At 39.8% G+C, this 23286-nt stretch carries 21 protein-coding genes and 2 tRNA genes; 8 read left to right on the top strand and 15 right to left on the bottom strand.

Going from position 1 to position 23286, the window contains the following annotated elements; genetic code table 11:
* Positions 1-61: 61 nt before the first annotated feature.
* Both H5162_RS05985 and H5162_RS05990 read right to left on the bottom strand, forming a co-directional pair.
* On the bottom strand, positions 62-691 hold the full coding sequence (locus H5162_RS05985) for a response regulator transcription factor (RefSeq protein ID WP_145240576.1): 630 nt from the start codon (positions 689-691) through the stop codon (positions 62-64).
* Complete coding sequence (locus H5162_RS05990; RefSeq protein WP_182777950.1) at positions 688-1851, bottom strand: sensor histidine kinase; 1164 nt, start codon at positions 1849-1851, stop codon at positions 688-690. Before H5162_RS05990 ends, H5162_RS05985 begins: the two co-directional genes overlap by 4 nt.
* A 267-nt stretch (positions 1852-2118) precedes the next feature.
* Between H5162_RS05990 and H5162_RS05995 the strand changes: the two genes are divergently transcribed.
* The 3 genes from H5162_RS05995 to H5162_RS06005 all read left to right on the top strand — a co-directional run bounded on the left by H5162_RS05995 (position 2119) and on the right by H5162_RS06005 (position 4791).
* Positions 2119-2532, top strand: coding sequence for a DUF2141 domain-containing protein (locus H5162_RS05995; protein WP_145240580.1), 414 nt, complete (start codon positions 2119-2121; stop codon positions 2530-2532).
* Between the two features lie 10 nt (positions 2533-2542).
* Entirely contained in the window at positions 2543-4039 is a 1497-nt protein-coding gene (locus H5162_RS06000) for a carotenoid oxygenase family protein (RefSeq protein WP_182732185.1), read from the top strand.
* 224 nt (positions 4040-4263) lie between these two features.
* The gene (locus H5162_RS06005) at positions 4264-4791 is read left to right on the top strand and encodes a hypothetical protein (protein ID WP_182732186.1); all 528 of its coding nucleotides are present in this window, start codon (positions 4264-4266) and stop codon (positions 4789-4791) included.
* 34 nt (positions 4792-4825) lie between these two features.
* Here H5162_RS06005 and H5162_RS06010 read toward each other — a convergent pair whose 3' ends face one another.
* Positions 4826-5338 carry a CIA30 family protein gene (locus tag H5162_RS06010; RefSeq protein WP_182735567.1) on the bottom strand — a complete coding sequence of 171 codons (513 nt, stop codon included), beginning with the start codon at positions 5336-5338 and terminating at the stop codon, positions 4826-4828.
* Positions 5339-5425: 87 nt separating this feature from the next.
* Here H5162_RS06010 and H5162_RS06015 point away from each other — a divergent pair, with 87 nt between their 5' ends.
* Both H5162_RS06015 and H5162_RS06020 read left to right on the top strand, forming a co-directional pair.
* Positions 5426-6148, top strand: a complete 723-nt coding sequence (locus tag H5162_RS06015) for a hypothetical protein (protein WP_182735566.1) — start codon at positions 5426-5428, stop codon at positions 6146-6148.
* 165 nt (positions 6149-6313) lie between these two features.
* Entirely contained in the window at positions 6314-9565 is a 3252-nt protein-coding gene (locus tag H5162_RS06020) for a S41 family peptidase (protein WP_182777952.1), read from the top strand.
* A 132-nt stretch (positions 9566-9697) separates the two neighbouring features.
* On the opposite strand, the gene H5162_RS06025 is transcribed toward H5162_RS06020, so the two are convergent.
* The 4 genes from H5162_RS06025 to H5162_RS06040 form a co-directional block, all read right to left on the bottom strand.
* A complete protein-coding gene (locus H5162_RS06025) occupies positions 9698-10351 on the bottom strand; it encodes an NAD-dependent epimerase/dehydratase family protein (protein ID WP_145240592.1) in 654 nt (217 codons plus the stop codon).
* Positions 10352-10462: 111 nt separating this feature from the next.
* Entirely contained in the window at positions 10463-11134 is a 672-nt protein-coding gene (locus H5162_RS06030; protein ID WP_145240594.1) for a hypothetical protein, read from the bottom strand.
* Positions 11131-11874 carry a hypothetical protein gene (locus H5162_RS06035; protein ID WP_259397362.1) on the bottom strand — a complete coding sequence of 248 codons (744 nt, stop codon included), beginning with the start codon at positions 11872-11874 and terminating at the stop codon, positions 11131-11133. Before H5162_RS06035 ends, H5162_RS06030 begins: the two co-directional genes overlap by 4 nt.
* A gap of 26 nt (positions 11875-11900) precedes the next feature.
* Positions 11901-12485 carry a hypothetical protein gene (locus H5162_RS06040; protein WP_145240596.1) on the bottom strand — a complete coding sequence of 195 codons (585 nt, stop codon included), beginning with the start codon at positions 12483-12485 and terminating at the stop codon, positions 11901-11903.
* Between the two features lie 227 nt (positions 12486-12712).
* Between H5162_RS06040 and H5162_RS06045 the strand changes: the two genes are divergently transcribed.
* On the top strand, positions 12713-13429 hold the full coding sequence (locus H5162_RS06045) for an enoyl-CoA hydratase/isomerase family protein (protein ID WP_145240598.1): 717 nt from the start codon (positions 12713-12715) through the stop codon (positions 13427-13429).
* 67 nt (positions 13430-13496) lie between these two features.
* Positions 13497-14483, top strand: a complete 987-nt coding sequence (locus H5162_RS06050; RefSeq protein WP_182732193.1) for an RDD family protein — start codon at positions 13497-13499, stop codon at positions 14481-14483.
* 85 nt (positions 14484-14568) lie between these two features.
* Here the strand turns inward: H5162_RS06050 and H5162_RS06055 are convergent, their stop codons facing one another.
* The 6 genes from H5162_RS06055 to miaB form a co-directional block, all read right to left on the bottom strand.
* A complete protein-coding gene (locus tag H5162_RS06055; RefSeq protein ID WP_182777954.1) occupies positions 14569-15795 on the bottom strand; it encodes a hypothetical protein in 1227 nt (408 codons plus the stop codon).
* 81 nt (positions 15796-15876) lie between these two features.
* Positions 15877-17457: an apolipoprotein N-acyltransferase gene (lnt, locus tag H5162_RS06060; protein ID WP_182777955.1), complete on the bottom strand. Its 1581-nt coding sequence runs from the start codon at positions 17455-17457 to the stop codon at positions 15877-15879.
* Positions 17438-18319: a CNNM family magnesium/cobalt transport protein CorC gene (gene corC / locus H5162_RS06065; RefSeq protein WP_149980717.1), complete on the bottom strand. Its 882-nt coding sequence runs from the start codon at positions 18317-18319 to the stop codon at positions 17438-17440. Before corC ends, lnt begins: the two co-directional genes overlap by 20 nt.
* Positions 18320-18341: 22 nt before the next feature.
* Positions 18342-18800, bottom strand: coding sequence for an rRNA maturation RNase YbeY (gene ybeY, locus H5162_RS06070; RefSeq protein WP_145240621.1), 459 nt, complete (start codon positions 18798-18800; stop codon positions 18342-18344).
* Between the two features lie 4 nt (positions 18801-18804).
* Positions 18805-19866: a PhoH family protein gene (locus H5162_RS06075; RefSeq protein ID WP_145240623.1), complete on the bottom strand. Its 1062-nt coding sequence runs from the start codon at positions 19864-19866 to the stop codon at positions 18805-18807.
* Between the two features lie 50 nt (positions 19867-19916).
* Positions 19917-21362 (bottom strand): tRNA (N6-isopentenyl adenosine(37)-C2)-methylthiotransferase MiaB, encoded by a 1446-nt coding sequence (miaB, locus tag H5162_RS06080; protein ID WP_145240625.1) that lies wholly within the window; start codon positions 21360-21362, stop codon positions 19917-19919.
* A gap of 253 nt (positions 21363-21615) precedes the next feature.
* Between miaB and H5162_RS06085 the strand changes: the two genes are divergently transcribed.
* A complete protein-coding gene (locus H5162_RS06085; protein ID WP_149980716.1) occupies positions 21616-22785 on the top strand; it encodes an FAD-dependent oxidoreductase in 1170 nt (389 codons plus the stop codon).
* A gap of 170 nt (positions 22786-22955) precedes the next feature.
* On the opposite strand, the gene H5162_RS06090 is transcribed toward H5162_RS06085, so the two are convergent.
* A tRNA-Gln gene (locus H5162_RS06090) sits at positions 22956-23030 on the bottom strand.
* Positions 23031-23068: 38 nt separating this feature from the next.
* Positions 23069-23153: transfer RNA gene (locus H5162_RS06095), tRNA-Leu, on the bottom strand.
* Positions 23154-23286 lie beyond the last annotated feature (133 nt).

Genomic DNA, 23286 nt, shown 5'->3' on the forward strand with positions numbered 1-23286 from the left:
CGTTTGTTTATTGGTAATACTGTAAAATAAACATGTACTTAAAAAGCTTGTGTAAGATAATTCATATAATTTTCGCGCTCAATGCTTTAAGTACTGCGCGGGTTCTATCGCGGGTATTGAGCTTTGCCAGTAAGCTTGATACATGATTCTTAACGGTTCCTTCAGCTAAAAAAATGGCTTGAGCTATTTCTTTATTAGATAGTCCAGCTGCGATCAGTTTTAAAATATCAGTTTCGCGTTCACTCAGCGGTTCAATTTCATTATCCCCAAAGGTCGACAGCTGTGCTGCATTTAGCTGATTTAATAACACTGGCTCTGCTAAGGTTTGTCCGTTGTACACACGATGGACTGCATGATGAAGCTTTTCGGTGTCGACATCTTTGAGTAAGAATCCATTAGCTCCTGCTTGCATTGCATCGACAAATAACTGCGGATCATCAAAAGTTGTTAAGATAATTACCTTGCAATCAAAATGCTGTTTGCGAAGTTGGGTTAGTGCTTCGATACCATTGACGCCAGGCATCCTAATATCCATTAATAGTACATCAATGGGATCAGAGGATAGCTGCTCGCATACTTTGATGCCTGAGTCGAGTTGCCAACAGACGGTAAATTCGTCCGCTAAAGAGAGTAAATTGGCGATCCCCTCGCGGATCAGTGCTTGGTCGTCGACAATGGCTAGTCTGATCATAATGTGTCCTTAAGGGGGAGGGTGACATGTAAGCAAAAACGCTCTGGCGTTTGCTTGATTTCCATACAGCCTTGATATTCACTTACCCGCTCTTTGATTGAGTTTAAACCACAGCCGAAATTCAAATCACTTTGTTGGGATTGCTGATTAATAATATCTAAGGCTAACATTTTGTTGGTCTGTGATAGTCGCACTTCAATGTGTTTAAATTGGCTATGCTTAATCGCATTGGTAATTGCTTCTTGACACACTCTTAATATACATTCGGCTTGCTTATGGGAATGGATCTGCAGCGCATTGTCGATGTTAACAGCAAAATTGTAACCAGGTAACCGATCTGCAATTTCATTGAGTGCTGTTTTTATATCAATATCACCGTCGGTACGAATACTGCGAACCATGTTGCGGATCTCACTCAGTAATGCTTTTGCTAAGTCGCGTGATTGGATCAATGTCGCATGAGAAGAGTCATCTTTTGAGTTGGCTGTTTGCTGTGCGGCAAACTCTAAATTTAAAATTAATGCGGTAAGTTGATGGCCACAAATATCATGCAGGTCACGACTAATCTCAAGGCGCTCACCATGACGAATACTATCGGTTAGTAAACTTCGTGTAGAAGCAAGGTGTGCATTCATCAGTGTTAATGCTTTATTTGTTGCAGCTTCTTTGACGGCAACTTTACTGGCGGCAAACGAAAAAATCTCAAAAGCCAAGTAGACACTACTTAGTGTTAATTCATGCCACAGAGAAATAGCATTTTCTTTACTAAAAAAGAGCACCAGCACAAGTGAGCTATGAGCAGCAACCATCGGGACTAAAGCGTATCTCGAGCTAAAAATGAAAGGCAGTTGCCCTGCTATAATCACCAATAAAATATAAATTAATGGGGTGTGTAATATCCAGCCTAATATTAAAGTTGCCAGTATTTGTAAAAATATAAAACAGCTTAAACTGCGAGGATTTTGGTTTACACCATTTGTCAGTGTAATCACTAAAAAGCTTAGTATATACAGCATATAAGCGAGAAAACTGCTTAATAGCGATGTGGCTTGACTAGTTACTAAAGTAAGCGCCATAACTGTGGCGCAGCCTAGTAAGCCCGCTAATGTTAGTTGCCAGTTAATAGGTTTTTTTAGTGTCAATAAAGAGGGCGACTGCATTTCGCTTCCAGCAAAAAAACAAAGTGCTTTAGTTTACGTTAGCTTGTCTTTAAATAGCAATAAAACAGCAATGACTCATTAATTTAAATCAATAAAACAGTATGCGGGTTTTTAAACGCGATGTTAATAAATTTGCTTAATACTAAGACATAAACAAACTAATTTCAAAAAACATGACTTTTGGCACCTGTATTATATGTGGGACTTTTCTACAGTAGCTACATCAGCTTAGCAATAGGTGTTAAGCCACATTAGAAAGAGCTTGTTATGTTTAAAAAATTAGTTTTTACCAGTGCATTTGCAATCAGTAGCTTAGCTGCACAAGCTGCCGAATTAACGGTCGATATTGCGGGGATCACACAGCTTGAAGGTGATATATATGTGGTGCTTTATGACTCAGTCTCTGCTATGGAGTCAAATAAAGCCACGCTAGCATATAAAGGGGCCGTGACTAAGTTACAGACTACAGTAACATTTAGCGATTTAAGCGCCGGTGATTACGCCATTTTGGCTTACCAAGATTTAGATAATAATCAAAAGCTCAATCGTAATATGATTGGTATTCCTAATGAGCCATATGGTTTTAGTAATAATCCTCGTTTAATGGGGCCGCCAAGTTTTGACAAATTACGCTTTGCTGTCGGTGATGTTGATCACACTATTCAAATTTCGATTGATTAAGGATATTGCTATGTTACGTCGTGAATTTTTAAAAAAATCAACATACTTAAGCACATGCGCAATCATCGCTAGCCAATGCCCTGCGGTATTTGGAGCAAATGCAAAGCCACAGCCAAGTCATTCTTCTGCTATACAGTCTTCTTTTTTAGGTTGGCAAGGGGTAACGGATAATATTGATCCACATTTTGAACCTTGGCAAGGTGAGCTACCCGTTCAGTTACAAGGTATAACATTTTTCCGCAATGGCCCGGGTATGCAAGAGCGGGCAGGGCAGCGTTACAGCCATTGGTTTGATGGCGATGGGTTTGTTAATCAATTTAAATTTTCACAGCACGGTGTCACTCATCAAGGAAAATTTACACAAACACAGAAGTTTGTCGAAGAGAGTAAAGCAGGAAGGTTTTTATATAATGGTGCAGGCTCAATAATTACTAATGCAAAACCGGCAAAAAATACCCAAGTATTCAATACTGCAAATACGGCATTGTTACCAATGGCCGGTGAGCTTTGGGCTATGTGGGAAGCGGGTACGCCGTATCGCCTTGATCAAGAAACACTCGCAACCAAAGGACAGGTTGATTTTGGGTCTGAATTAAATGGGGTTCCTTTTTCAGCTCATCCTCATGCTGATAGCGATGGTACGATTTGGAACTTTGGTGATATTTCTTTTACAGGTAAACCTTGCATTGTAGTGTATCAACTGACGGCGCAAGGAGGCATAAAACGCTATAAACTTTTACCACTGCCACATCATAGTTATATTCATGATTTTGCAGTGACAGAGCAGTATTTAATATTTTATTTGCCACCCATGTTACAGCAACTGGGAGAAACTTATATAGAACGATTTAAATGGCAAAAACAATTAGGCAGTCGGGTATTAGTGGTTGATAAGCATAGTTTGCAAGTAGTTAACCAGATGGAGCTTGAAGCTGGATTTGTTTTTCATTTTGGAAATAGTTGGCAACAAAATAATGAACTAGTTGTTAACTTATGTCTGTATCCAGATGCAACTGTAATGACTGATGTAATGGCTAATATAGACAATAACCAAAATCGTATTGCGCATGAACCAGCTAAAGCAGCGCAGCTTAGGCTTAATCTTGTTACTAACAAGGTATCGATTAACTGGGCTGAACCATATATGGAATTTTTGCAATTTGATAAGCGTTTCGCTGCTAAGTCATCGGCTTTGCAGTATGGCGTAGGAATAAGCAAAAATAATCCACATAAAGAGTTTAATGCAATCACAAGATTGAACACGCAATCAGGCCAAAGTCAAAGTTATAGTTTTGGTGATACAGCCCATGTTGAAGAGCCTTTATTTATAGCCAAAACAAATAGTAATAGAGAAGGGCAAGGTTATATCATTAATACGTGGTTGGATTATGGATCGGCTAAAAGTGGTGTTGCTGTTTTTGATGCGGAGAAAATAGGTCAAGGGCCGTTGGCTTCAATGCAATTACCCTATCATTTACCGCTGGGTTTTCATGGAGCAATAGTATAGCAAAAGCTAATTTACAGTTTGCAAAGCAAGTGTGTTTAATTGTTGCTTGGAATCTAACGGTAAAACTCCTTTGCCAGTGAGTTTAATACCGGCGCTTAGGTGCTTAACCATTAGTAGCTTCCTAGCCTTTGGGTAATAACCAAGGGTAATGTTTTTGCAAAAGAAAGCTAAAGTCTTATTATTTTGTGCCGATATTATTACCAGGATAATTTTAAGGATGAAATATGAAGATCTTACCTGTTATTACTATTCCTGAAGCTCATGGGTTTCAAAGTAAATACGACAAACGACTTGAAGAACAAGCAGCGCAAACAGAACAGCCTGAATATATTTTGTCTGAGTTTTTAGATGCTAAAGCGCAAGAGTATAGCGAAGATGATGTGAATTTTGCTGAACAGTATAACAATTTACAAAAAGTGTATGAAGATTTCGCTCAAAAGATTATCGTGCTACAAGAACAAATTAATAAATTAAAACAAGATCCAATTCAGCGAAATCTCAAGCTTGAAAGCCACAATAGCAACTTTATACAGCTGGAAAAAAATACCGAAGCGCAAAATTTAAAAATAGATCCTGAGCATACTGGTGCGAAAAAATACCGAGATTCTCAACAGCAAGAGCAAATTGATATATTAGTTCAGCAACTTAATGAGCTAAAGTCCAACCACGCAGAAATAAAGAAACAGATGATAGAAATGGTTATCACAGAGCTTAAAAAGCGAGATAACGAAGAATATGATTTTAAAAAATAATTTTAATATTTCCAATATAGCCGCTTAATTTACGCTATTTATGCTCAAAGTTAATATGCGCTAATTCAAGTTTAAAATTACCTTGCTGCTTTTTGGCGATCATAAGGCCCAATTGTTGTACATCTTTGAACGTTAACTCTGGTTGCTGCTCTAAGGTTTTACCACGGTAAGTGAGACTAAAGTCAGTTGGTGAGAATGTAACGACTTGCCATTGATCTTTTATCGTTTCAAATGAGGTTGTATACGCTGGTCCGTCTAGGTACTGACTCGTTCTTAAGCGAAGTTGATACGTTTTACCATCTCCTTTGAACCGTAAAGATATGAGATTGGCGTTTTCTTTATTAGTGTTTATTGTTGTGCGTATTGAAGCAAAGCCTCCATTATTTTCAAGAGAAACGTTGCCTGTAAAAATTAAGCTATTGTCCTTCTCATAAGCTTGGCTGGTCGATAAACCGCCCATTACTGAGTCATTAACTATTTGCCAGTGCAGAGTTAAATCGCCGGAACCTGATAGTAAGAGCAAACTAGTTGTAGGGTTTGTTTTCATTTTTTATCGCAAAGCTTTGTGTTATAGATAAGCTCAATAATACGTATGTTCAGATAAATTGATCACTTTTTTTAAAGTAGGGAAAGCATGAATTCAGATAAATTTTTTAAATGGGTATGGAACTTAAATGGAATTATTTTATTAGTCGGGGTTTTAATTGCTACTGCGTTAATTTCAGTCAAACTTGTTACAACAGTATTTAATGATAACGACGTTGAGCCACCGGCATTAAATTTAGCCGATGACAAAAACGAAGAAGAAAAGTGGCGTTTGGGCTACCCGCGAAGAGTAGGAGAAACGGACTTTTATTATATAGAGCTAGAGTCTGAAAAGTTAACGGTTGAAGCAAGCATTCAAGCTGAATCGGAGGTCCGTGCAATGTTCTCTTCGAAATACAAGCCAACACGCTCAAAAAATGTGATGTTTATCAATGGTAAAACAAACTATGCAAATTGGCTTTTTGATACGACAGATCAGTTGATTACTGATATTTCTCCATTGTATTTATCTGAATTTGATTCGCAGTCAAAAGCGGCGGGTATTGCCTATCATGTTATTAAAAACGATACAAATAACGACGGCCTTTTAAGCAACGAAGATAAAAGCATTTTTGCGTTAAGTAAAATTGATGGCAGTGGTTATAGCGAGGTTCTCACAGGCTTCGACCGCATTCTTGAGCGCGCTGTTAATGAGCAAGGCAATTTGTTTATGTTGTTTATAGACAATGCTGAAGTGTTTTCAATGCTTGTTGATTTAACTACTTTTAAAGTGATTGATAAAAGGCAGCTACCTAAAGTCGGAGGACTATAACTATTACTCATGAGTATTATTTAACCTGACCTCTGATTAAGAGAATTACTAAGACACTGATTATAAATATTGTTCAGGTTATTTACACTCTGTTACAGTTATTCGCCGAACAAAGCTGCAATCCATTTTTATGTTGTTATGATGATATAAAATAACAACATAAGGATGGTTAAGTTGAAATTACGTACTTTTTTAACCGCAATAGCGATTGCGGTTGCGCCTACACTCTCACCCATGGCCGCGGCTTATGATACTCAAGATACGCGATTATTGCGTTTCCCTGATATTCATAAAGAGTCGGTTACTTTTGTTTATGCCGGTGATATTTATATAGCAAATATCAAAACGGGTAAAAGCACGCGCTTAACAGATCACATTGGTTTTGAAACGTTCCCTAAGTTTTCTCCAGATGGGAAAAGAATCGCTTTTTCAGCACAGTACAATGGTAGCCGCCAAATATATGTAATGAATCGCGATGGCAGTGATCTAAAGCAGCTGACTTACTATAACGATGTTGGTGTGATGCCGCCTCGTGGTGGCTATGATTATCGTGTCCTTGATTGGACGCCTGATGGTAAACATATAGTGTTTCGAGCAAACCGTACACCTTATGGTAAGCGTGTGGGACGTCCTTACATGGTCCCTGCTGATGGTGGCTTAGAGCAGCCATTGGCCATACCTGAAACGGGTGGCGGCATGTTATCGCCTGATGGTAAGCAATACGTATATACACCAATTGATCGCGAGTTTCGTACCTGGAAGCGCACGCGAGGGGGCCGCGCACAAGATATATGGATCTATGATTTAGAGCACAACAAGTCTACGCAGTTAACTACCGATAGAGCCACTGATCAGCAGCCTACTTGGGTGCATGACAATATTTATTATGTGTCAGACAGAGCATACACCTTAAACTTATATAAGCATCAAGACGGCAAAGCACCAGTGAAAGTGACCAATCACACGGATTTTGATGTGCTTTGGCCATCGGCAGGCCCAGATGCCATAGTGTATGAGAATGGTGGTTATTTATACCGTTTTGACGATGCAACGCAGCGTGAAGAAAAGCTGACTATTAACGTACAGGGAAATCGTGAATATACCATGCCTTATAGCAAAAATGTGGCTGGTTTTATTGATTCGATGGATGTATCCCATGATGGTAAGCGCGTGGTTTTTAGTGCCCGTGGAGAGCTGTTTTCAGTACCCGTTAAAAATGGCCCAACACGCAATTTAAGCTATACGCCTAAAGGGCGTGAAATTGCCGCTTCGTGGTCACCAAATGGCCGATATATTGCGTATATGAGTGATGAAAGTGGTGAGTACGAAATTTATATCCAAGACCGAGCTAATAACAACAAGGTTAAACAACTGACAACTAATGGCACTATTTGGCGTTTTGACCCTGTTTGGTCTCCGGACAATAAAAAGCTATTGTTTGCAGATCTAAATCACACCTTATGGTGGCTTGATATAAAAACCGGCAAGCAGCATAAAATTGATACCGCCAAGTATGAAGAAGACGGCTTAACTACGTATATTTGGTCACCTAATAGTGAAGATGTTGTATTTGTTAAAAATAACGAAAATCGTTATGCCTCATTATGGCATTATAATTTAAAAGATAAACAAGTTACACGTCTGACCGACGATATGAGCAGTGAACGAAATCCGGCGTTTTCTCCTGATGGTCAGCAATTGTATTTTACTTCAGAGCGCGACTTTAACTTAACTTTTAGTAGTTATGAATTTGACTACATGTTTAATAATGCCACGCGAATTTATGCTGTTGCTGTCAATAGCAAAATCAAACCGCTGAATACGCCACTGACTGATGAAATAAGTATTGTTGACTCGAAAGCGGATAAAGACGATGACAAGTCAGCTAAACCGTTAAGCACTTATATTGAAAGTGATGGTTTTATGGATCGCGTTGTCGCTCTAAATGCTCTGGCCGGAAATTACAGTGCTTTAACTGCTGTAAAAGATGGCGTATTAACACTCTCTGCGGGTGAGCTAAAATTAATACCTATTGCCGTCGATGGCGAAATTGCCACCGTAGCGAAGGGGGTTAATAGCTATAAAATATCAGCGAATGCGCAGCATATCATTGCTCGCTCAGGTGATAATTACAGTGTAATTAAGCCAGCCGCTGAGCAAGATTTAAAAGCCACCCAGTTAGACTTGCAAAATATGATACTAAAAATTGACCCGCAAATAGAGTGGGCGCAAATGTATCGTGAAGGCTGGCGGACATTACGTGATTGGTTCTACGATGAAAATCACCACGGCCAAGATTGGGATGCTATTTTAAAACGCTACCAACCAATGGCTGATGCAATCGCACATCGCGCCGACCTTGACTATGTGCTAAGCGAAATTGCCGGCGAGATTAACTCCGGGCATATTTATGTCAACTCTGGCGATATGCCAACTGCAACACGTTTACAGCATGGTTTATTAGGCGTAGAAATTAGCGCGCATAAATCCGGTTTTGTAAAAATCGAAAATATCTTTAAAGGCGAAAACTGGCACGAGAACTTCCGCTCACCACTCAACGAGCCGGGCGTTAACGCAAGCGTTGGTGACTATATTGTTGAGGTAAATGGTCGTTCAGTAAAAGATGTGGTTAACTTTTATGAATTACTTGAAAACACCCAAGGTAAATCGGTTGAGTTATTGCTTAGTAAATCCCCGAGCCTGAAAAAAAGTTGGAAGGTAACAGTTAAACCAATCGCAAGTGAAACCGGCTTACGTTATTTACAATGGACGCATAGCCGTGCTGAATATGTAAATAAACTATCCGACGGTCGTATTGGTTATGTACATTTGCCAAACACACATTACGAAGGTAATCGTTCGTTATTTAAAAACTTTTTACCGCAAACTAGCAAAGAAGCAATGATCATAGATGATCGCTACAATGGCGGTGGTTTTATCCCAGAGCATATGATCACTTGGCTGGCACGTAAACCGCTTAACTACTGGAAGCGTCGTGGCGTTGAGCCAACTAAAACACCACAGTTTGCCCATGATGGACCAAAAGCCATGCTGATCAACGGCTACTCCAGTTCAGGTGGTGACGCACTACCGTATTACTTCCGCCAAGCAGGTTTAGGTAAACTAATTGGCACTCGCACTTGGGGTGGGTTAATAGGTATCTCTGGTAACCCAGGGCTTGTGGATGGTGGTTCAGTTATTGCTGCCACCTTTAGAATACTCGACAATGACGGTAACTGGATCATCGAAAATGAAGGCGTAAGCCCAGATATCGAAGTGATTGACCGTCCAGAGCTTATTCAAGCTGGGCAAGATCCGTCGATTGAGCGTGCCGTAAAAGAGCTGTTAAAAGAGCTTAAGGCAAACCCGAAAAAACCCTTGATTGTGCCGCCAGCTCCAACAGAGTTTGGTAAGTAGTAAGGTTAATAGGTATTAAAAACTGAGCCAGCATTTGCTGGCTTTTTTATAGCTTTTTGCGCTGAAGTTCGTATTTAAATTTGTCGGTCGCCATTTATGGTGAAAAGGAACGTATAAGATACGTACTGAATTTTAACTGTTAAATAGTTCATCTAATCTAAAATATTCAACACCATCACCTGATTGTTTACTGATATTACACATTTTTATGGCAACTTGTTTGCCCGTGATAGGGCGATACTTTCTTAAACCAGGCAGCATACATAAAATTGGTAACAATACACTGCCAAGCTTTTCACCAATACGAAATTCGTTATTACGCTCGCCAAGTAATAACGATGGCTGAATAATACTAATGCGTTTAAATGGCAGTTCTTTGACAGTATTTTCAAGTTCACCTTTCATTTGTAAATATGCGTTACCACTATTGGCATTTGCACCACTGGAGGATACTAGCAAGTAATGGTGTACTTCGTGTTTTGCAGCAAGTTCAGCGACTTTTAACTGATAATAAAAATCAACCTTACGCTGAGCGGCTATAGAGCCAGCTGCTTTTTTTGTCGTGCCTAAACATGAAAATAATATATCCGCTTTAAAAAGCGCAGCGTGTTGAGCTAAATGGTTAAAGTCCACTACATGATTAACGACTTTGTCACTGTTATAACTAATAGGGCGACGCGTTAGGGTGATAACTTTACTGATATGAGTTGCCACAATTAATTCTTCAACTAAGTGACTGCCCACTAAGCCAGTTGCACCGACAACAATAGCGACTTTATTAAGCATAAGTATCCTCAAGTATTAATTTTATTTGTGAGAACTGGGGGTGATTATAATATCACTTATCAAAAGTCTAATAGTGGCTAAAGTTATAGCTTACTATTAGACTGATAACTATTAGATTTCTTTTTTTAACAAGACGATAGGGGATAAAATATGTTTTATCACTTGTTCATATTTACTGTCATCGGTTAAATCTGGGGCATGAAGATCTAGACCAATTTCAAAGTCATAATTTTTGCCATCAGGAATGTAGTACTGTACGGCAAGGCTTATTACCGGCCTAAATTCGACTGACTTTTGAGGTATTGTTACGATATGTTGCTCAACACCATTCCAATTAGCAGTGCCATCAATAACTTTTATTGAGGTTTCTTGCGGCTGAATAACTAACAGAGTATTAATATTTGGATATGCGCTTTTAACGTTATTAAACGTGTATTGCATTGCTGTTTGTATTAGTTCTAAGTTAAGTTTACCTGTTTTTGTGTTGAAAGCACCGCCTTGTTTCATAATAAAACTATCAAAAAATCTTTGTGCCTGCGGATTTAGGTTAGTTAAATTATATTTTTTTGAGAAGTTGACCACGTTATTGTCAAATGCTTCTCGGTATAATACTTTGCTACCGGTATTGGAGGTTGGCAACCATATATAGGCAAGATCGCTATGGGTAGGTGCGTTGACTAATGTGATTGCACTAATCCTCACTTCAGGATCGCTATTATATTGAATCAGTTTACACCCGACTAAATTTAGTAAAGTCATGATGATTAAAAAAAGCTTCATCATTTTTTTGTTTTCCAAGTGTCAATTGTCTTTAGTGCAAATTGTAACGCGTTGTCTAATTTTGTAGGATCTTTAAATAATTTATCAGCATCTTTAACAATAATTTCTTCATCGCTGTTAAATTGTGCAACTAATTCAATACCCCCAGAACCTGTTGTTAACAGTGTATCGTGTTCATCTCTAATACGGATATATAGTCGGCTCCCAGGAACATAACCTTCTTCGTTCTGAAATAACGATACAAATATATCTCCACCATCAGCGCCGCCTTCAAGGTAAGACTCTTCCTGACCATACCATTTTGCCACATGTCCTAATAGAATACTGTTAGTAAATTCTGCTCTAACAGTATCTACGCCCGCAAATACAAACGCACTTATACCTAATTTAGCTTTTGTTTTAGCAAGCGCTTTTTTCCAGATTTCATTACGTAGGTTTTCATTTTCCTGACCTGTAAGAGGGTCGTACAAATTATCAGCATTGTCTAATAACTGATAATAAAGATCATAAACCTCGCTGGCATCGACTACTTGAAATCCGCGATCTTCAAGTGCTTTTTTTATAGGTGTTTTATAATGATCTGCCAACTGTTGTTCAAAATAACTGAGCTCTTCTTCAACATAAAAACCACCAAGCCCAAGTATCTGATGGTTTGATTTTAGTTGTGCAGTATTCATGTAATTGGGTGAAGAGTTACACCCACTTAATGTTATAAGGATAAAAATAGTATAAATATATCTCATAATAATTCCTGAAAATGAGTGTTAAGTTAAAGTAATTTGATTCCGATTTTAGCGAACGAGGTGAGGGTCAGGTATCTATATTCGCTACCTCCAACTTGCGAACGCCAGTTGATCGTAGTTTTTTTATTATTCAAACCGCTATCAGTATAAAAAATTAGGTATTTTGCCTCGCTTGGCAGAGTAAACTGTGTTTTGTAGTACAGCTTACCGTCCAAACCTAAGATTGTTGGTAAACCATTTTGCCATGCTTCATAGGGTTTGAGGTGTTGAATAATCTGTTTTGACTTATCCAAAAGCAATAACTGAGGATAGACAAGCGTTGCATTTTGAATAAATACGCCATTAGCGTAGCTAAAAACTTGGGCAAAACGACTATCGCTAGGTTTTTCAATTGCAATAAATGGACTTTTCGCATCGCCAAAAAGTCTTACAGGCTGCTTTTTCAAATCAAAATGAATAAACTGCTTTGTTTGTTGCGCTACGAATGTAATATCGTTTAAGTTAATACAACATACCGTGTGATTCTTTAATATTGCGAGATCATTTTTAGCCGAATTCGCGCAGCCTGATAACAATAGAAGTAAGAGCAATACAATTGTTAACTTTTTCATAAGTATTTTAATTATTATTAGTATATAGATAGTATCTAATATGCAATAAGACTGAAATATATAAATTGCTAATATGTGACACAATGTAAATGAAATGAAAGGTGATGAATTTAAACTGGTTTATTACAGGCTCAATGGTTTGTAATTAAACAGATAAACTAAACATCGGTCTGCGTTTAAACGAGCAATAATCTTTTTAAAAAACTATAAAATTGAAGAGGGACTTTATGAGTATCATCTCCTTAACCACTCAACATAACGTTGCGGTGTTAACCTTAACAAACGGCGAAAACCGCCAAAATCCACATTTTGCACATCAACTAAAACAAGCGTTAGCAGAGGTTGTTGAAAACCAAAACCACAAAGCGCTAGTCATCACCTCAAATGATGATAAGTGTTGGAGTTTAGGCATTGATACTGATTGGTTGTTACCTGCTATGCAAGCAAAAAAGGCCGATGAAATACGTGGTTTTATGTACGACATGGACGATGTATTTAAAACCTTACTGCTTTTTCCTATGCCAGTGATCGCTGCCATTAATGGTCATGCTTTTGGTAACGGTGCAATTTTAGCGTGCGCGTGTGACTTTAGATTTATGCGCGGCGATCGCGGCTTTTTTTGCTTCCCTGAAGTGGATTTATCAATCCCATTTTTACCTGGCATGATCGCCTTTGTGAAAAAAGCGATCCCTTACTATCGCTTTAACGAAATGAAACTGACAGGGCGTCGCGTTTCTGGATCAGAGCTTGCAATTGATCACGTTATAGAAAAAGCCTCAACAGACCAAGATAGCCTATTAGCGGACGCAATGGCGTTTGCCGCTGCATTTGATAAAAAGCGCGCCATTTTTGCTGAGCACAAAAAACGTTTACACAAAGAAATAATTCGTGTGATAGATGAAGAAAATAAACCATTTATAGATAATCTAGCCTTGATGGTTTGAGCTATAAGCTGCTCTCAATAACAATCTAAATAAAGATGCTTATTTAATTTTAAGGATAAAGGCGTAAATGAAAGCGAAACAAATAGAACAATTAGCATTAACAGCTGCTGAAACTAAGGAAGTTATTACGCCCTATGCATTTAAAATAGATCAAGCGTTATTGGGACTACCACTTGCTTCACCGACTCGCCGCGCGCTCGCGATGGTAATCGATGTAGCGCTAATTTTTCTCGCGGCTAAGATCAGTGCTGCTGTAATCGCATTTGTAGCTGCAATGGCTTTTTATAAAGGCACAGCGCAAAAATACTTACCAACAATGTCGACTGTTTGGCGAAGAGTATTAAAAATAACAGCTACTAGTATATTATTTATAAGTTCACTCTCAGTGCTTTCAATCGCAATCGATTTTTTTGAGGATGATACTGCGATTCAAGGGATAAGAATTAAACGCGAAACACCATTAAATGCAGAGGAAAAACAACAGATAAATACTTATTTAACGCAAACAGCACCAAGTCAAAATTGCAATCAGACTTGTCAAAGCAATGCACTTGCCAATTTAGTTGCTCAAGTGCCACAACTGGCTGAAATAGATGAGTTTGATAATGCTCAGGTTGCCCGGTTGTTATTGAAAGTAATGGTTGAAGCTGATGAGCAGACGGCTGAACCTGAAGACGCACCGGTTAAAGCTGCACCTGTGAATAGTATTTTACAGTGGGGCAAAGGAATCATTCAAGATTTAGGTCTTGGCTTTGGTTGGGCCGCGGTGTACTTCACATTATTTTCGCTTTTGTGGCGTGGCCAAACACCGGGTAAAAAACTATGCAATATCCGAGTTGTCGCACTTAGTGGCGAAGATTTAAGTTTATGGGATGCGTTTGGCCGATACGGCGGCTACGGCGCAGGGTTTGCAACTGGTTTACTAGGTTTTTTACAAGTTTATTGGGATCCGAACCGCCAAGCCATTCAAGATAAAATATCAGCAACTGTGGTTATTAAAGGCAGTATAAATCAGCTAATAACTGAAGAGACAGTTAAAGCGATTGTTAAATAGATAGTTAGACTCTAAGCAAGTTTTATAGAAAGGATTAATATACAGAAAATGCCCTATTTATGAAAAATAGGGCATTTAGGGAGGTTCACAGTCCTAAAAACTCTAAATAAGGCATAATAACATCGATATTTGATTTTATTAGTGCGCTAATACCGGCAAAAAACAGCGCGAATAGTGTACACGCTGAAACATAGCTAACATGTTTATAAATCAGACGATAAAACTTGTCCAAGAAGTTCCACATCAAAAATAATGCGGCTATCCAAAACATGGTATCAAGTTTATATAACAGCGCAATTGTGACTACCGCTATTTCACTAATTAAACCGATAAGCTCAGCGCTAAAACGTAGCCAAGGTTTTTCTTTCAATAAGAAAAAGCTAAGTTGGGAGATCCCTGAAAAATAAGCAAGTGGCAGTAAGGTGAGCATACCAAGTTCAAAAGATTGCAGAGGCTGTCTTAATTCGAGTAAAGGTGCGAACCAATCGGTATAAAATACTAACCAAGCTAATAGAGTTAACGTAAAACTAAGCGCCGTTAAATAAACAGATTGTGCAACGCGTTCATCTTGGCTGCCGACGGTTACTCTACCTGGAGCAACTAATATCATAAAACCAAAAGTTGATAACAAAGCTAATACACTGCAAAACCCAAATATGCTGTTATCAAATATTAAGGTTAGCGCAGCAAATGTAATTGCTAAGGGCCATCCTACCCATTTAGCTTCTTCTTTATCGTCACTAATACGACTTAGCACTGAATAGCTAATAATGCTGCCTAAAGAGAATCCTGCAACCAGTAACCAATATTCGTAATGTAAAAAAATGAGTGAAAAAATAGACGCGCCGTAAATCAAAAGTTCGTTGAGTAATGGTGGGAAATGTGACATCACTTTGCCAATTAAGGCCAATAATAACAAAGCTGAAATAGCATATAGCGCGGTGGTGAAACTATCAATACGCTGCTCGGTGTCAGATATTGGTGAAGGTTGTTTGCTAATTTGATGGGCATTACCAATCGGTATGTCGGAGGTGTATGTTCCACTGTCTAAGTCAAAATGAAAGTTCGTTTGCGCTTGTTGATGTAAAAAAGTAGATTTTTCAGTATACACATTCTCTGAAACAGCATTTTCAGCTTTTAACTCTAGTAATAACTGATATTGAGCTTGTAACTCATTCTTTGAACTGACTTCATATTGAGCGGCTAAACCCAAGGAGGGGATAATAAGCATCAATACGAACAGAATAAAATGCCTGATTCTGACCATGTGCTGTGTAATTGATTGTTTGCATTGGGTGTTAATTAACAACATACAACTTCCTTGTTATTATGTTTACGACAATTGATGTAGATGAAATATATCAATTGTGTGATTACTTTTTAGTGAATATATTTAACGGTGATTATCTTTATATTTAAATTTTACGATTAATGCTGCGATTGTAATGCTAAAAATAAATAACCACACAGGCAAGTTACCGTATTGACTATAGATGCTGTCGCCTTGGATTAGCTTGATATTAACTTTAAGGGTGTCGGCTTTAAATTGTGGCATGCGGACTTGAATTTGAGTGATTGGGTCGTATACGCCGCTGATGCCATTGTTGGTCACACGAATAAGCGGGCGTTGTAATTCAAGGGCACGCATACGGGCTATTTGCATGTGCTGGTGGGGACCGTGGGAGGCACCAAACCAGGCATCATTACTTACAGTAAATAAAATATCCGAATCATTGTGGTAATTACCACGCACTAAATCAGCAAAAGCGATTTCGTAGCAAATGGCCGGTAATATATTTAAGCCATTAGCACGTAAGTTATTTTGAACTTGGTCGCCGCGAGTGAACGATGACATGGGTAGGTCAAATAATGGCGCGATTGGGCGCAATATACCTTCGAATGGCACAAACTCACCAATGGGTAGTAATTGATGTTTTTGATAACGATTTTTACCTAAGTATTGATAATGACCGTGCTCGTCGCTGTGCTCTTTATTGCCAAGTACAATAAGGGTGTTAAAAATAGTTTTGGTGTCGAGTTGGTAATCAACAATACCGGTGATAAGTGCGGTGTTGTTAAATGACGCTGCGCTATCGAGGCCGGCCAAAAAGCTGTCGGCAAGGGCTTCAATTTCAGGAATAGCTGCCTCGGGCCAGACGATCAAGTCTGCATCCCAGTGGGGGCGAGTCATGTCTTGATATTTACTCATAGTGGTCCAAAACTCACTAGGCTCAAAACGCAGGCTTTGTTTGATATTACCTTGCACTAATAAAGCACTAATGGTTGTTTCGCTGTATTGATTGCTGCGGCTAACAACACCCATACCGCTGATAACAGCGATGATAGCTGCGGTTGCTATCGTTAGTTTAAAGTCTTTTGCAATAATAAGCCTATAGAGTGCAAATGCGATGGCTATGCACACTAACGTTAAGCCAAATTCACCGATCAGCGGCGCTAAAAAGTTAAGTGGGCTATCGGTTTGAGTATAACCAAAGCTTAGCCAAGGGAAGCCGGTGAGTACCACACCGCGTAAGTATTCGGTGACAGCAAAGCCTGAGAGTAATAATAAACCGTAGCTACTAGGGCCGCTGGCAAAGCGTGTGGCAAACATAAAGGCTAAAGCCGGGTAGATAGCTAAATAAGCACATAACAGCACCATCAGTAACACTGAGGCTACCAGTGGCATACCGCCGAAGGTGGCAATGGAGACATGCACCCAACTGATACCTGCGCCAAACCAACCGAGGCCAAATATAAAACCATATTTGGCGGCGCGTTTACTGGCTAGTTTGCCATATTGCTGCCCAGAATTATGTGTGTGGGTACTGTATATCGCTAATGCTAAACAGGCGAACGTGAGGGGCCAAATCTCAAAAGGGGCATAACACAAGGTTAAAAAGAGGCCCGCAACCAGTGCGAGCCATGCTTTTTTATCTTTTGCTAAATGCAGGCAGTTAGTCAGAAGTGTCTTCACTGTCGTTATCATCAGCCTTTGGCACTGTAACCTGTAATTGCAATAATCGACGATTATCGGCATTGGTTACTTTAAATTGTAAGCCATCTATATCAATTATTTCACCACGGCCAGGCATATGCCCAAAGGCGTGTAAAACAGTACCACCGATGGTATCAGCGTCTTGCGTGCTGTAGCCAGTTTTAAAATATTCGTTAAAATCATCAACAGGAGTAAGTGCTTGAACAACAAACACATGCTTTGCAAGTTGACGAATATCTAGTTGCTCTTCTTCGTCGTGTTCATCTTCAATTTCACCGACGATGAGCTCAAGAATATCTTCTATGGTTACTAAACCAGATACACCGCCGTATTCATCAATTACTAACGCCATATGGTAACGCTGTTGGCGAAACTCATTAAGTAGCGTATCAACACGCTTACTTTCAGGCACAACAACGGCTGGGCGTAAATAATCACGTAATGATGGCAGTAGATCATCTTTATTGAGGATCAGTGGTAATAGATCTTTTGCTAGTAAAATGCCTTCAATGTGGTCTTTATCTTCACACACCACTGGAAAACGTGAATGCGTTGAATCGACCATCATTGGAATGAGTTCTTCTAGTGGCGCTTCCACTTCGAGCGTGATCATTTGTGAGCGCGGGATCATAATATCTCGCACTTTTAACTCTGACACACCGAGCACACCTTCGATCATCTCTTTGGTTTCAGGATCAATGACATCCCGAACTTGCGCATCGGCAATTACTTCAGCCAGCTCTTCTCTATTCTGGGGTTCCCCTTGCAACATTTGGGTAATTCTACCCAACCAGGTCTTGCCAGAAGAACCCTGGCTAGTCTGCGAGTTATCGTCGCTCATTGCGTCTACTTGCTCCGTAAATTTAAATATCGTCCCGATATGGGTCTGCTATGCCTAATTCGGCAAGCAATTGCTTTTCAATGCTTTCCATTTCTGTCGCATCTTCATCCTTTATATGGTCAAATCCAAGTAAATGCAAGCATCCGTGGATCACCATATGGGCAAAATGGTCATGAAATGACTTTTCTTGCTCTATTGATTCAGCTAACACTATGGCTGGGCAAATAACTAAATCACCCACCAAAGGTAGCTCTATACCTGCTGGCGCTTCAAATTCAAACGACAACACATTGGTTGGTTTATCTTTACCACGGTAGTCATTATTGAGTTGTTGGCTTTGCTCTTCATCAGCAATAACAATACTCAGCTCTGATTCATCACGGTATTGACTAAGCACTTTATTAGCCCACAGCGCAAACTGCTCAAGACTAGGCAAGTTATCAAACTCGCAGGCTATTTGTAAATCAAGTTCAGTGTTCACGGCATCACTCTTTAGTCGAAGGTTGCGCTTGCTCTTGGTTTGCGAGCAAGTCTTTAGCACGTTGTTTTTCGGCGCGTTTGAGTCGTTCTGCTTCATCGTTACGTTCGTAGGCTTCAACAATACGTGCCACGACAGGGTGGCGTACCACGTCCTGTGATTGGAAGAAGTTAAAGCTTATTTCGTCTACATCGCTAAGTACTTCAATGGCGTGACGAAGCCCTGAGCGCGCACCACGGGGTAAATCTACTTGGGTAATGTCGCCAGTGATCACTGCTTTTGAATTAAAACCAATTCGGGTTAAGAACATTTTCATTTGTTCAACCGTGGTATTTTGGCTTTCATCTAAAATAATAAAGGCATCGTTAAGTGTGCGACCACGCATAAAGGCAAGTGGAGCGACTTCAATGACATTTTGTTCCATCAGCTTTTCGACTTTTTCAAAGCCGAGCATTTCAAATAAGGCATCGTACAATGGGCGCAGGTATGGGTCGATTTTCTGACTTAAATCACCTGGTAAAAAACCCAGTTTTTCACCGGCTTCAACAGCAGGGCGGGTCAATAAAATACGCCGTATTTCTTGACGCTCTAAAGCATCAACTGCTGCGGCGACAGCTAGGTAGGTTTTACCTGTGCCAGCAGGCCCTATACCAAAGGTGATATCGTGACGAAATATATTCGATACATAATGACCTTGATTGTCGTTACGTGGTTTTATTACGCCACGACGAGTTTTGATCATCACCTCTTTGCCATATTCGTTTAGCTCATCTTGCTCTAATGCATTTGACTCACTAATGGCTAAATGTACGGTATTTGCTTCAATTTCAGTAATAACACCGCGTACTGGCTGAGTTTCGACATATAAGTCTTTGAGGATTTCCATCGCTGCAAACGCGCTGGTGGTTTTACCGGTGATTTTAAAATAGTTATCGCGATGAGTAATTTCAACACCTAAGCGGCGTTCAATGTGTTTGATGTTTTCGTCAAACGGGCCACATAAAGATGAAAGACGTTTGTTGTCGGAGGGTTCTAAATAAATCTCTAATTTTTTTAATTGATTACTCAAAATTGCTTCCTGTTTTGATGTGCCAGCGAGGCTGGCACAGTAAGTTTCGCCTAAGGAACGAAAGTTGCAACACCTAATTCATCAGGGGTGGCTTGCGGCTCTGGTTGTGCTGCTTTACTTAAAATATCAGCAGGAGCAACCGCACGGCGTAAGTTCATTTGGGATTCTGTACGAATTAAGTCACCGCGTAAAGAGTTTGGCAGTGCCTCAGTTATACGTACATCAACAAACTGACCGATCACTGTGTGTGGGCCAATAAAGTTTACTACGCGGTTGTTTTCAGTACGGCCACGTAGCTCCATCGGATTTTTCTTGGATGGACCTTCAACTAGGATGCGTTGTTCAGTATCAAACATTTGACGACTGATCTGTTGCGCCATTTGAGTAATACGGTTTTGTAGTAGGTATAAACGCTCTTTCTTTTCTTGCTCGCTGACATCATCAGGCAAATCAGCCGCTGGCGTACCCGGGCGTGCGCTGTAGATAAAGCTAAAGCTCATATCAAAACCAATATCATTGATAAGGTTCATCGTCGCTTCAAAGTCAGCGGCGCTTTCACCTGGGAAACCAATAATAAAATCTGACGACATACTTAAATTAGGGCGAATTTTACGTAATTTACGAATCGTTGATTTGTACTCAATAGCAGTGTGACCACGTTTCATTAAATTAAGAATACGATCCGAACCGCTTTGTACAGGTAAATGTAAGTGATCGACTAATTCAGGTACGTCGGCATAAGCGTCAATGATGTCTGGTGTAAACTCTACCGGGTGCGACGTGGTGTAGCGAATACGGTCAATCCCGTCGATAGCTGCAACATAACGAATTAAATCTGAGAAGTAACAAATTTCACCATCGTGAGTTTCGCCGCGATAAGCATTTACGTTTTGACCTAGTAGGTTTACTTCACGAACATTTTGCTCTGCAAGTTGAGCAATTTCTAATAATACATCATCAAGCGGGCGGCTGACTTCTTCACCGCGCGTGTAAGGTACTACGCAGAAGGTACAGTATTTAGAGCACCCTTCCATAATAGATACAAATGCAGAAGGACCGTCTGCTTTTGGCTCTGGTAAACGGTCAAACTTTTCAATCTCTGGGAATGAAATATCAACCACAGAGCTGCCTTTGTTACCTTGCACTTGTTTGATCATTTCAGGTAAACGGTGCAATGTTTGAGGGCCAAAAATAACGTCAACAAATGGTGCGCGTTGGCGAATTGAATCGCCCTCTTGTGACGCAACACAGCCACCAACACCGATGATCAGATCGGGTTTGTCATCTTTGAGTAATTTCCAACGGCCTAGTTGATGGAATACTTTTTCCTGCGCTTTTTCGCGAATTGAACAGGTATTGAGTAGGATAACATCTGCATCCCCAGCTTCATCAGTTAACTGGTAGCCGTTGGTTGCATCGAGAAGATCAGCCATTTTCTGAGAGTCGTATTCATTCATCTGACAACCCCAGGTTTTAATATGCAGCTTTTTACTCATTGAAATATAGCCTCGTTTTCAATTCGGTAGTGGCACGGTTGTGCGCTAAACAGGATAAGCGGCACTTTCGCTTACTTAAAGGACGCGTATTTTAGCTGGATACCCGTCTAGATCCAAGTATAGTTTTTATGTTTGTGAATTGAAGTCAAACAAAGTGCGTTTTATGGTTGATTAAGATGAAACTCACTCGCACTTGTAAACAGAAGTACGATACAATCAAGCGCACTGAAAATAACCAAATTAGTGACTAAAAATGATGAAAAACAAGGTTGTTGTTGTTGGCGGCGGCATGGTTGGTGCAGCCACAGCAGTTAAACTCGCTAAACAAGGATGCCAAGTAACAGTGATTGAGCAGCAGATAATTGATGCTGATGCTGTATTGGCAAGTGAAAAAGTTGATATTCGTGTATCTGCTATCAATCGTTTTTCAGAAAACTTATTAGATGACTTAGGCGCTATGCCTATTTTACGAGTGCATCGACATGCCCCATATCAACAGCTCGAAGCGTTTGAACGAACGGGCGATAACCTTTTGTTTGATTGTCACGATATTAATACCACTCATTTAGGCCACTTAATTGAAAATAATTTAATTCAAGCGAGTATCTGGCAACAGTTTGCACAGCACAATATCGAAGTGATTGAAACACCTCAATCATTGTCCGCAATTGAGCAAAGCGAACAGCAAGTGACATTGCATTATGGTGAGCAGCAATATACAGCTGATTTAGTTGTTGCTGCAGATGGTGGGCAATCGTTATTACGTCAACAGGCAGGTATTGGTGTTACGGGTTGGCAATATGGTCAGCATTGTATGGGAGTATTAATAAAACTAGACGCTGCGCAACAAGTAAAAACATGGCAGCAGTTTAAGCCCACAGGTCCAGTAGCTTTTTTACCTATGCAGGCGCCATACGCCAATTTAATTTGTTACCACGATGCAAAGCAGTTAAAGCAATGGCAGCAACTCTCAGCAAGCGAATTAAAACAGCAACTGCTTGCACATTTCCCGCCCTTAGCTGGGGATTTTGATATCATAGAGCATGCTGTTTTTCCGTTAGCCCGCCAACATGCCAACAGCTATTCAGATGGCCGTATCGTGCTGGTTGGTGATGCAGCGCATACGATTAATCCGCTCGCTGGGCAAGGGGTTAACTTAGGTTTTCAAGATGTCGTAGCGCTTGCTGATATATTAAAAAATGCAGACGATATAGGTGCTGCACAATATCTTAAACAATATGAGCAAACTAGACGCAAAGCAAATTTGTTAATGATGAGTATGATGGACGCTTGTTATTTTGGTTTTTCTAATCAACTAACTCCATTGCAGTGGGCACGCAGTCAGTTTTTGAAAATGGCAAATAAAACCGGACCGGTAAAGCATTGGGTATTAAAATATGCGATTAGCGGTGAAATCAGTTAAGAATTCTCATTTTATTAAAAATATGATTATCATAGCGAATTAAATAGCTAACTAATTTAATGTAATTGGTATTAATAGAATGGCTAGGGTGGGCGAAAGCTCACTCATATAATTTTTTGATAAAAGATAAAAGATAAAAGATAAAAGATAGAGAAAGGAATTGATAAATTTGGCTGGGATACCAGGATTTGAACCTGGGAATGCCAGGATCAAAACCTGGTGCCTTACCGCTTGGCGATATCCCAACTTTAAATTTTATTAGTTTTAGTTCTAGGTAAGAACATGGTGCGGAAGGAGAGACTTGAACTCTCACATCCTAAGATACTGGAACCTAAATCCAGCGCGTCTACCAATTCCGCCACTCCCGCATAGTCTATATAATTATATACGTTTTTGCTGTTTATACTCGTAGCTAGAGTTATTCTTTAACAACATTCTTTGGTAGAAGAAGTTGGCTGGGATACCAGGATTTGAACCTGGGAATGCCAGGATCAAAACCTG

Source organism: Pseudoalteromonas sp. SR41-8 (genome assembly GCF_014163915.1).
Taxonomy (GTDB): domain Bacteria; phylum Pseudomonadota; class Gammaproteobacteria; order Enterobacterales; family Alteromonadaceae; genus Pseudoalteromonas; species Pseudoalteromonas rhizosphaerae.

Bases quoted from the DNA above. Each gene is read 5' to 3' on its own strand.
- H5162_RS05985 (WP_145240576.1), bottom strand. From the start codon at position 691: ATGATCAGACTAGCCATTGTCGACGACCAAGCACTGATCCGCGAGGGG.
- H5162_RS06010 (WP_182735567.1), bottom strand. From the start codon at position 5,338: ATGAAAACAAACCCTACAACTAGTTTGCTCTTACTATCAGGTTCCGGC.
- H5162_RS06055 (WP_182777954.1), bottom strand. From the start codon at position 15,795: ATGTTGTTAATTAACACCCAATGCAAACAATCAATTACACAGCACATG.
- miaB (WP_145240625.1), bottom strand. From the start codon at position 21,362: ATGAGTAAAAAGCTGCATATTAAAACCTGGGGTTGTCAGATGAATGAA.
- corC (WP_149980717.1), bottom strand. From the start codon at position 18,319: ATGAGCGACGATAACTCGCAGACTAGCCAGGGTTCTTCTGGCAAGACC.
- H5162_RS06085 (WP_149980716.1), top strand. From the start codon at position 21,616: ATGATGAAAAACAAGGTTGTTGTTGTTGGCGGCGGCATGGTTGGTGCA.
- H5162_RS05995 (WP_145240580.1), top strand. From the start codon at position 2,119: ATGTTTAAAAAATTAGTTTTTACCAGTGCATTTGCAATCAGTAGCTTA.
- H5162_RS06035 (WP_259397362.1), bottom strand. From the start codon at position 11,874: ATGAGATATATTTATACTATTTTTATCCTTATAACATTAAGTGGGTGT.
- H5162_RS06000 (WP_182732185.1), top strand. From the start codon at position 2,543: ATGTTACGTCGTGAATTTTTAAAAAAATCAACATACTTAAGCACATGC.
- H5162_RS06005 (WP_182732186.1), top strand. From the start codon at position 4,264: ATGAAGATCTTACCTGTTATTACTATTCCTGAAGCTCATGGGTTTCAA.
- H5162_RS06045 (WP_145240598.1), top strand. From the start codon at position 12,713: ATGAGTATCATCTCCTTAACCACTCAACATAACGTTGCGGTGTTAACC.
- H5162_RS06020 (WP_182777952.1), top strand. From the start codon at position 6,314: ATGGTTAAGTTGAAATTACGTACTTTTTTAACCGCAATAGCGATTGCG.
- H5162_RS06040 (WP_145240596.1), bottom strand. From the start codon at position 12,485: ATGAAAAAGTTAACAATTGTATTGCTCTTACTTCTATTGTTATCAGGC.
- H5162_RS06050 (WP_182732193.1), top strand. From the start codon at position 13,497: ATGAAAGCGAAACAAATAGAACAATTAGCATTAACAGCTGCTGAAACT.
- H5162_RS06025 (WP_145240592.1), bottom strand. From the start codon at position 10,351: ATGCTTAATAAAGTCGCTATTGTTGTCGGTGCAACTGGCTTAGTGGGC.
- H5162_RS06015 (WP_182735566.1), top strand. From the start codon at position 5,426: ATGAATTCAGATAAATTTTTTAAATGGGTATGGAACTTAAATGGAATT.
- H5162_RS06030 (WP_145240594.1), bottom strand. From the start codon at position 11,134: ATGATGAAGCTTTTTTTAATCATCATGACTTTACTAAATTTAGTCGGG.
- H5162_RS05990 (WP_182777950.1), bottom strand. From the start codon at position 1,851: ATGCAGTCGCCCTCTTTATTGACACTAAAAAAACCTATTAACTGGCAA.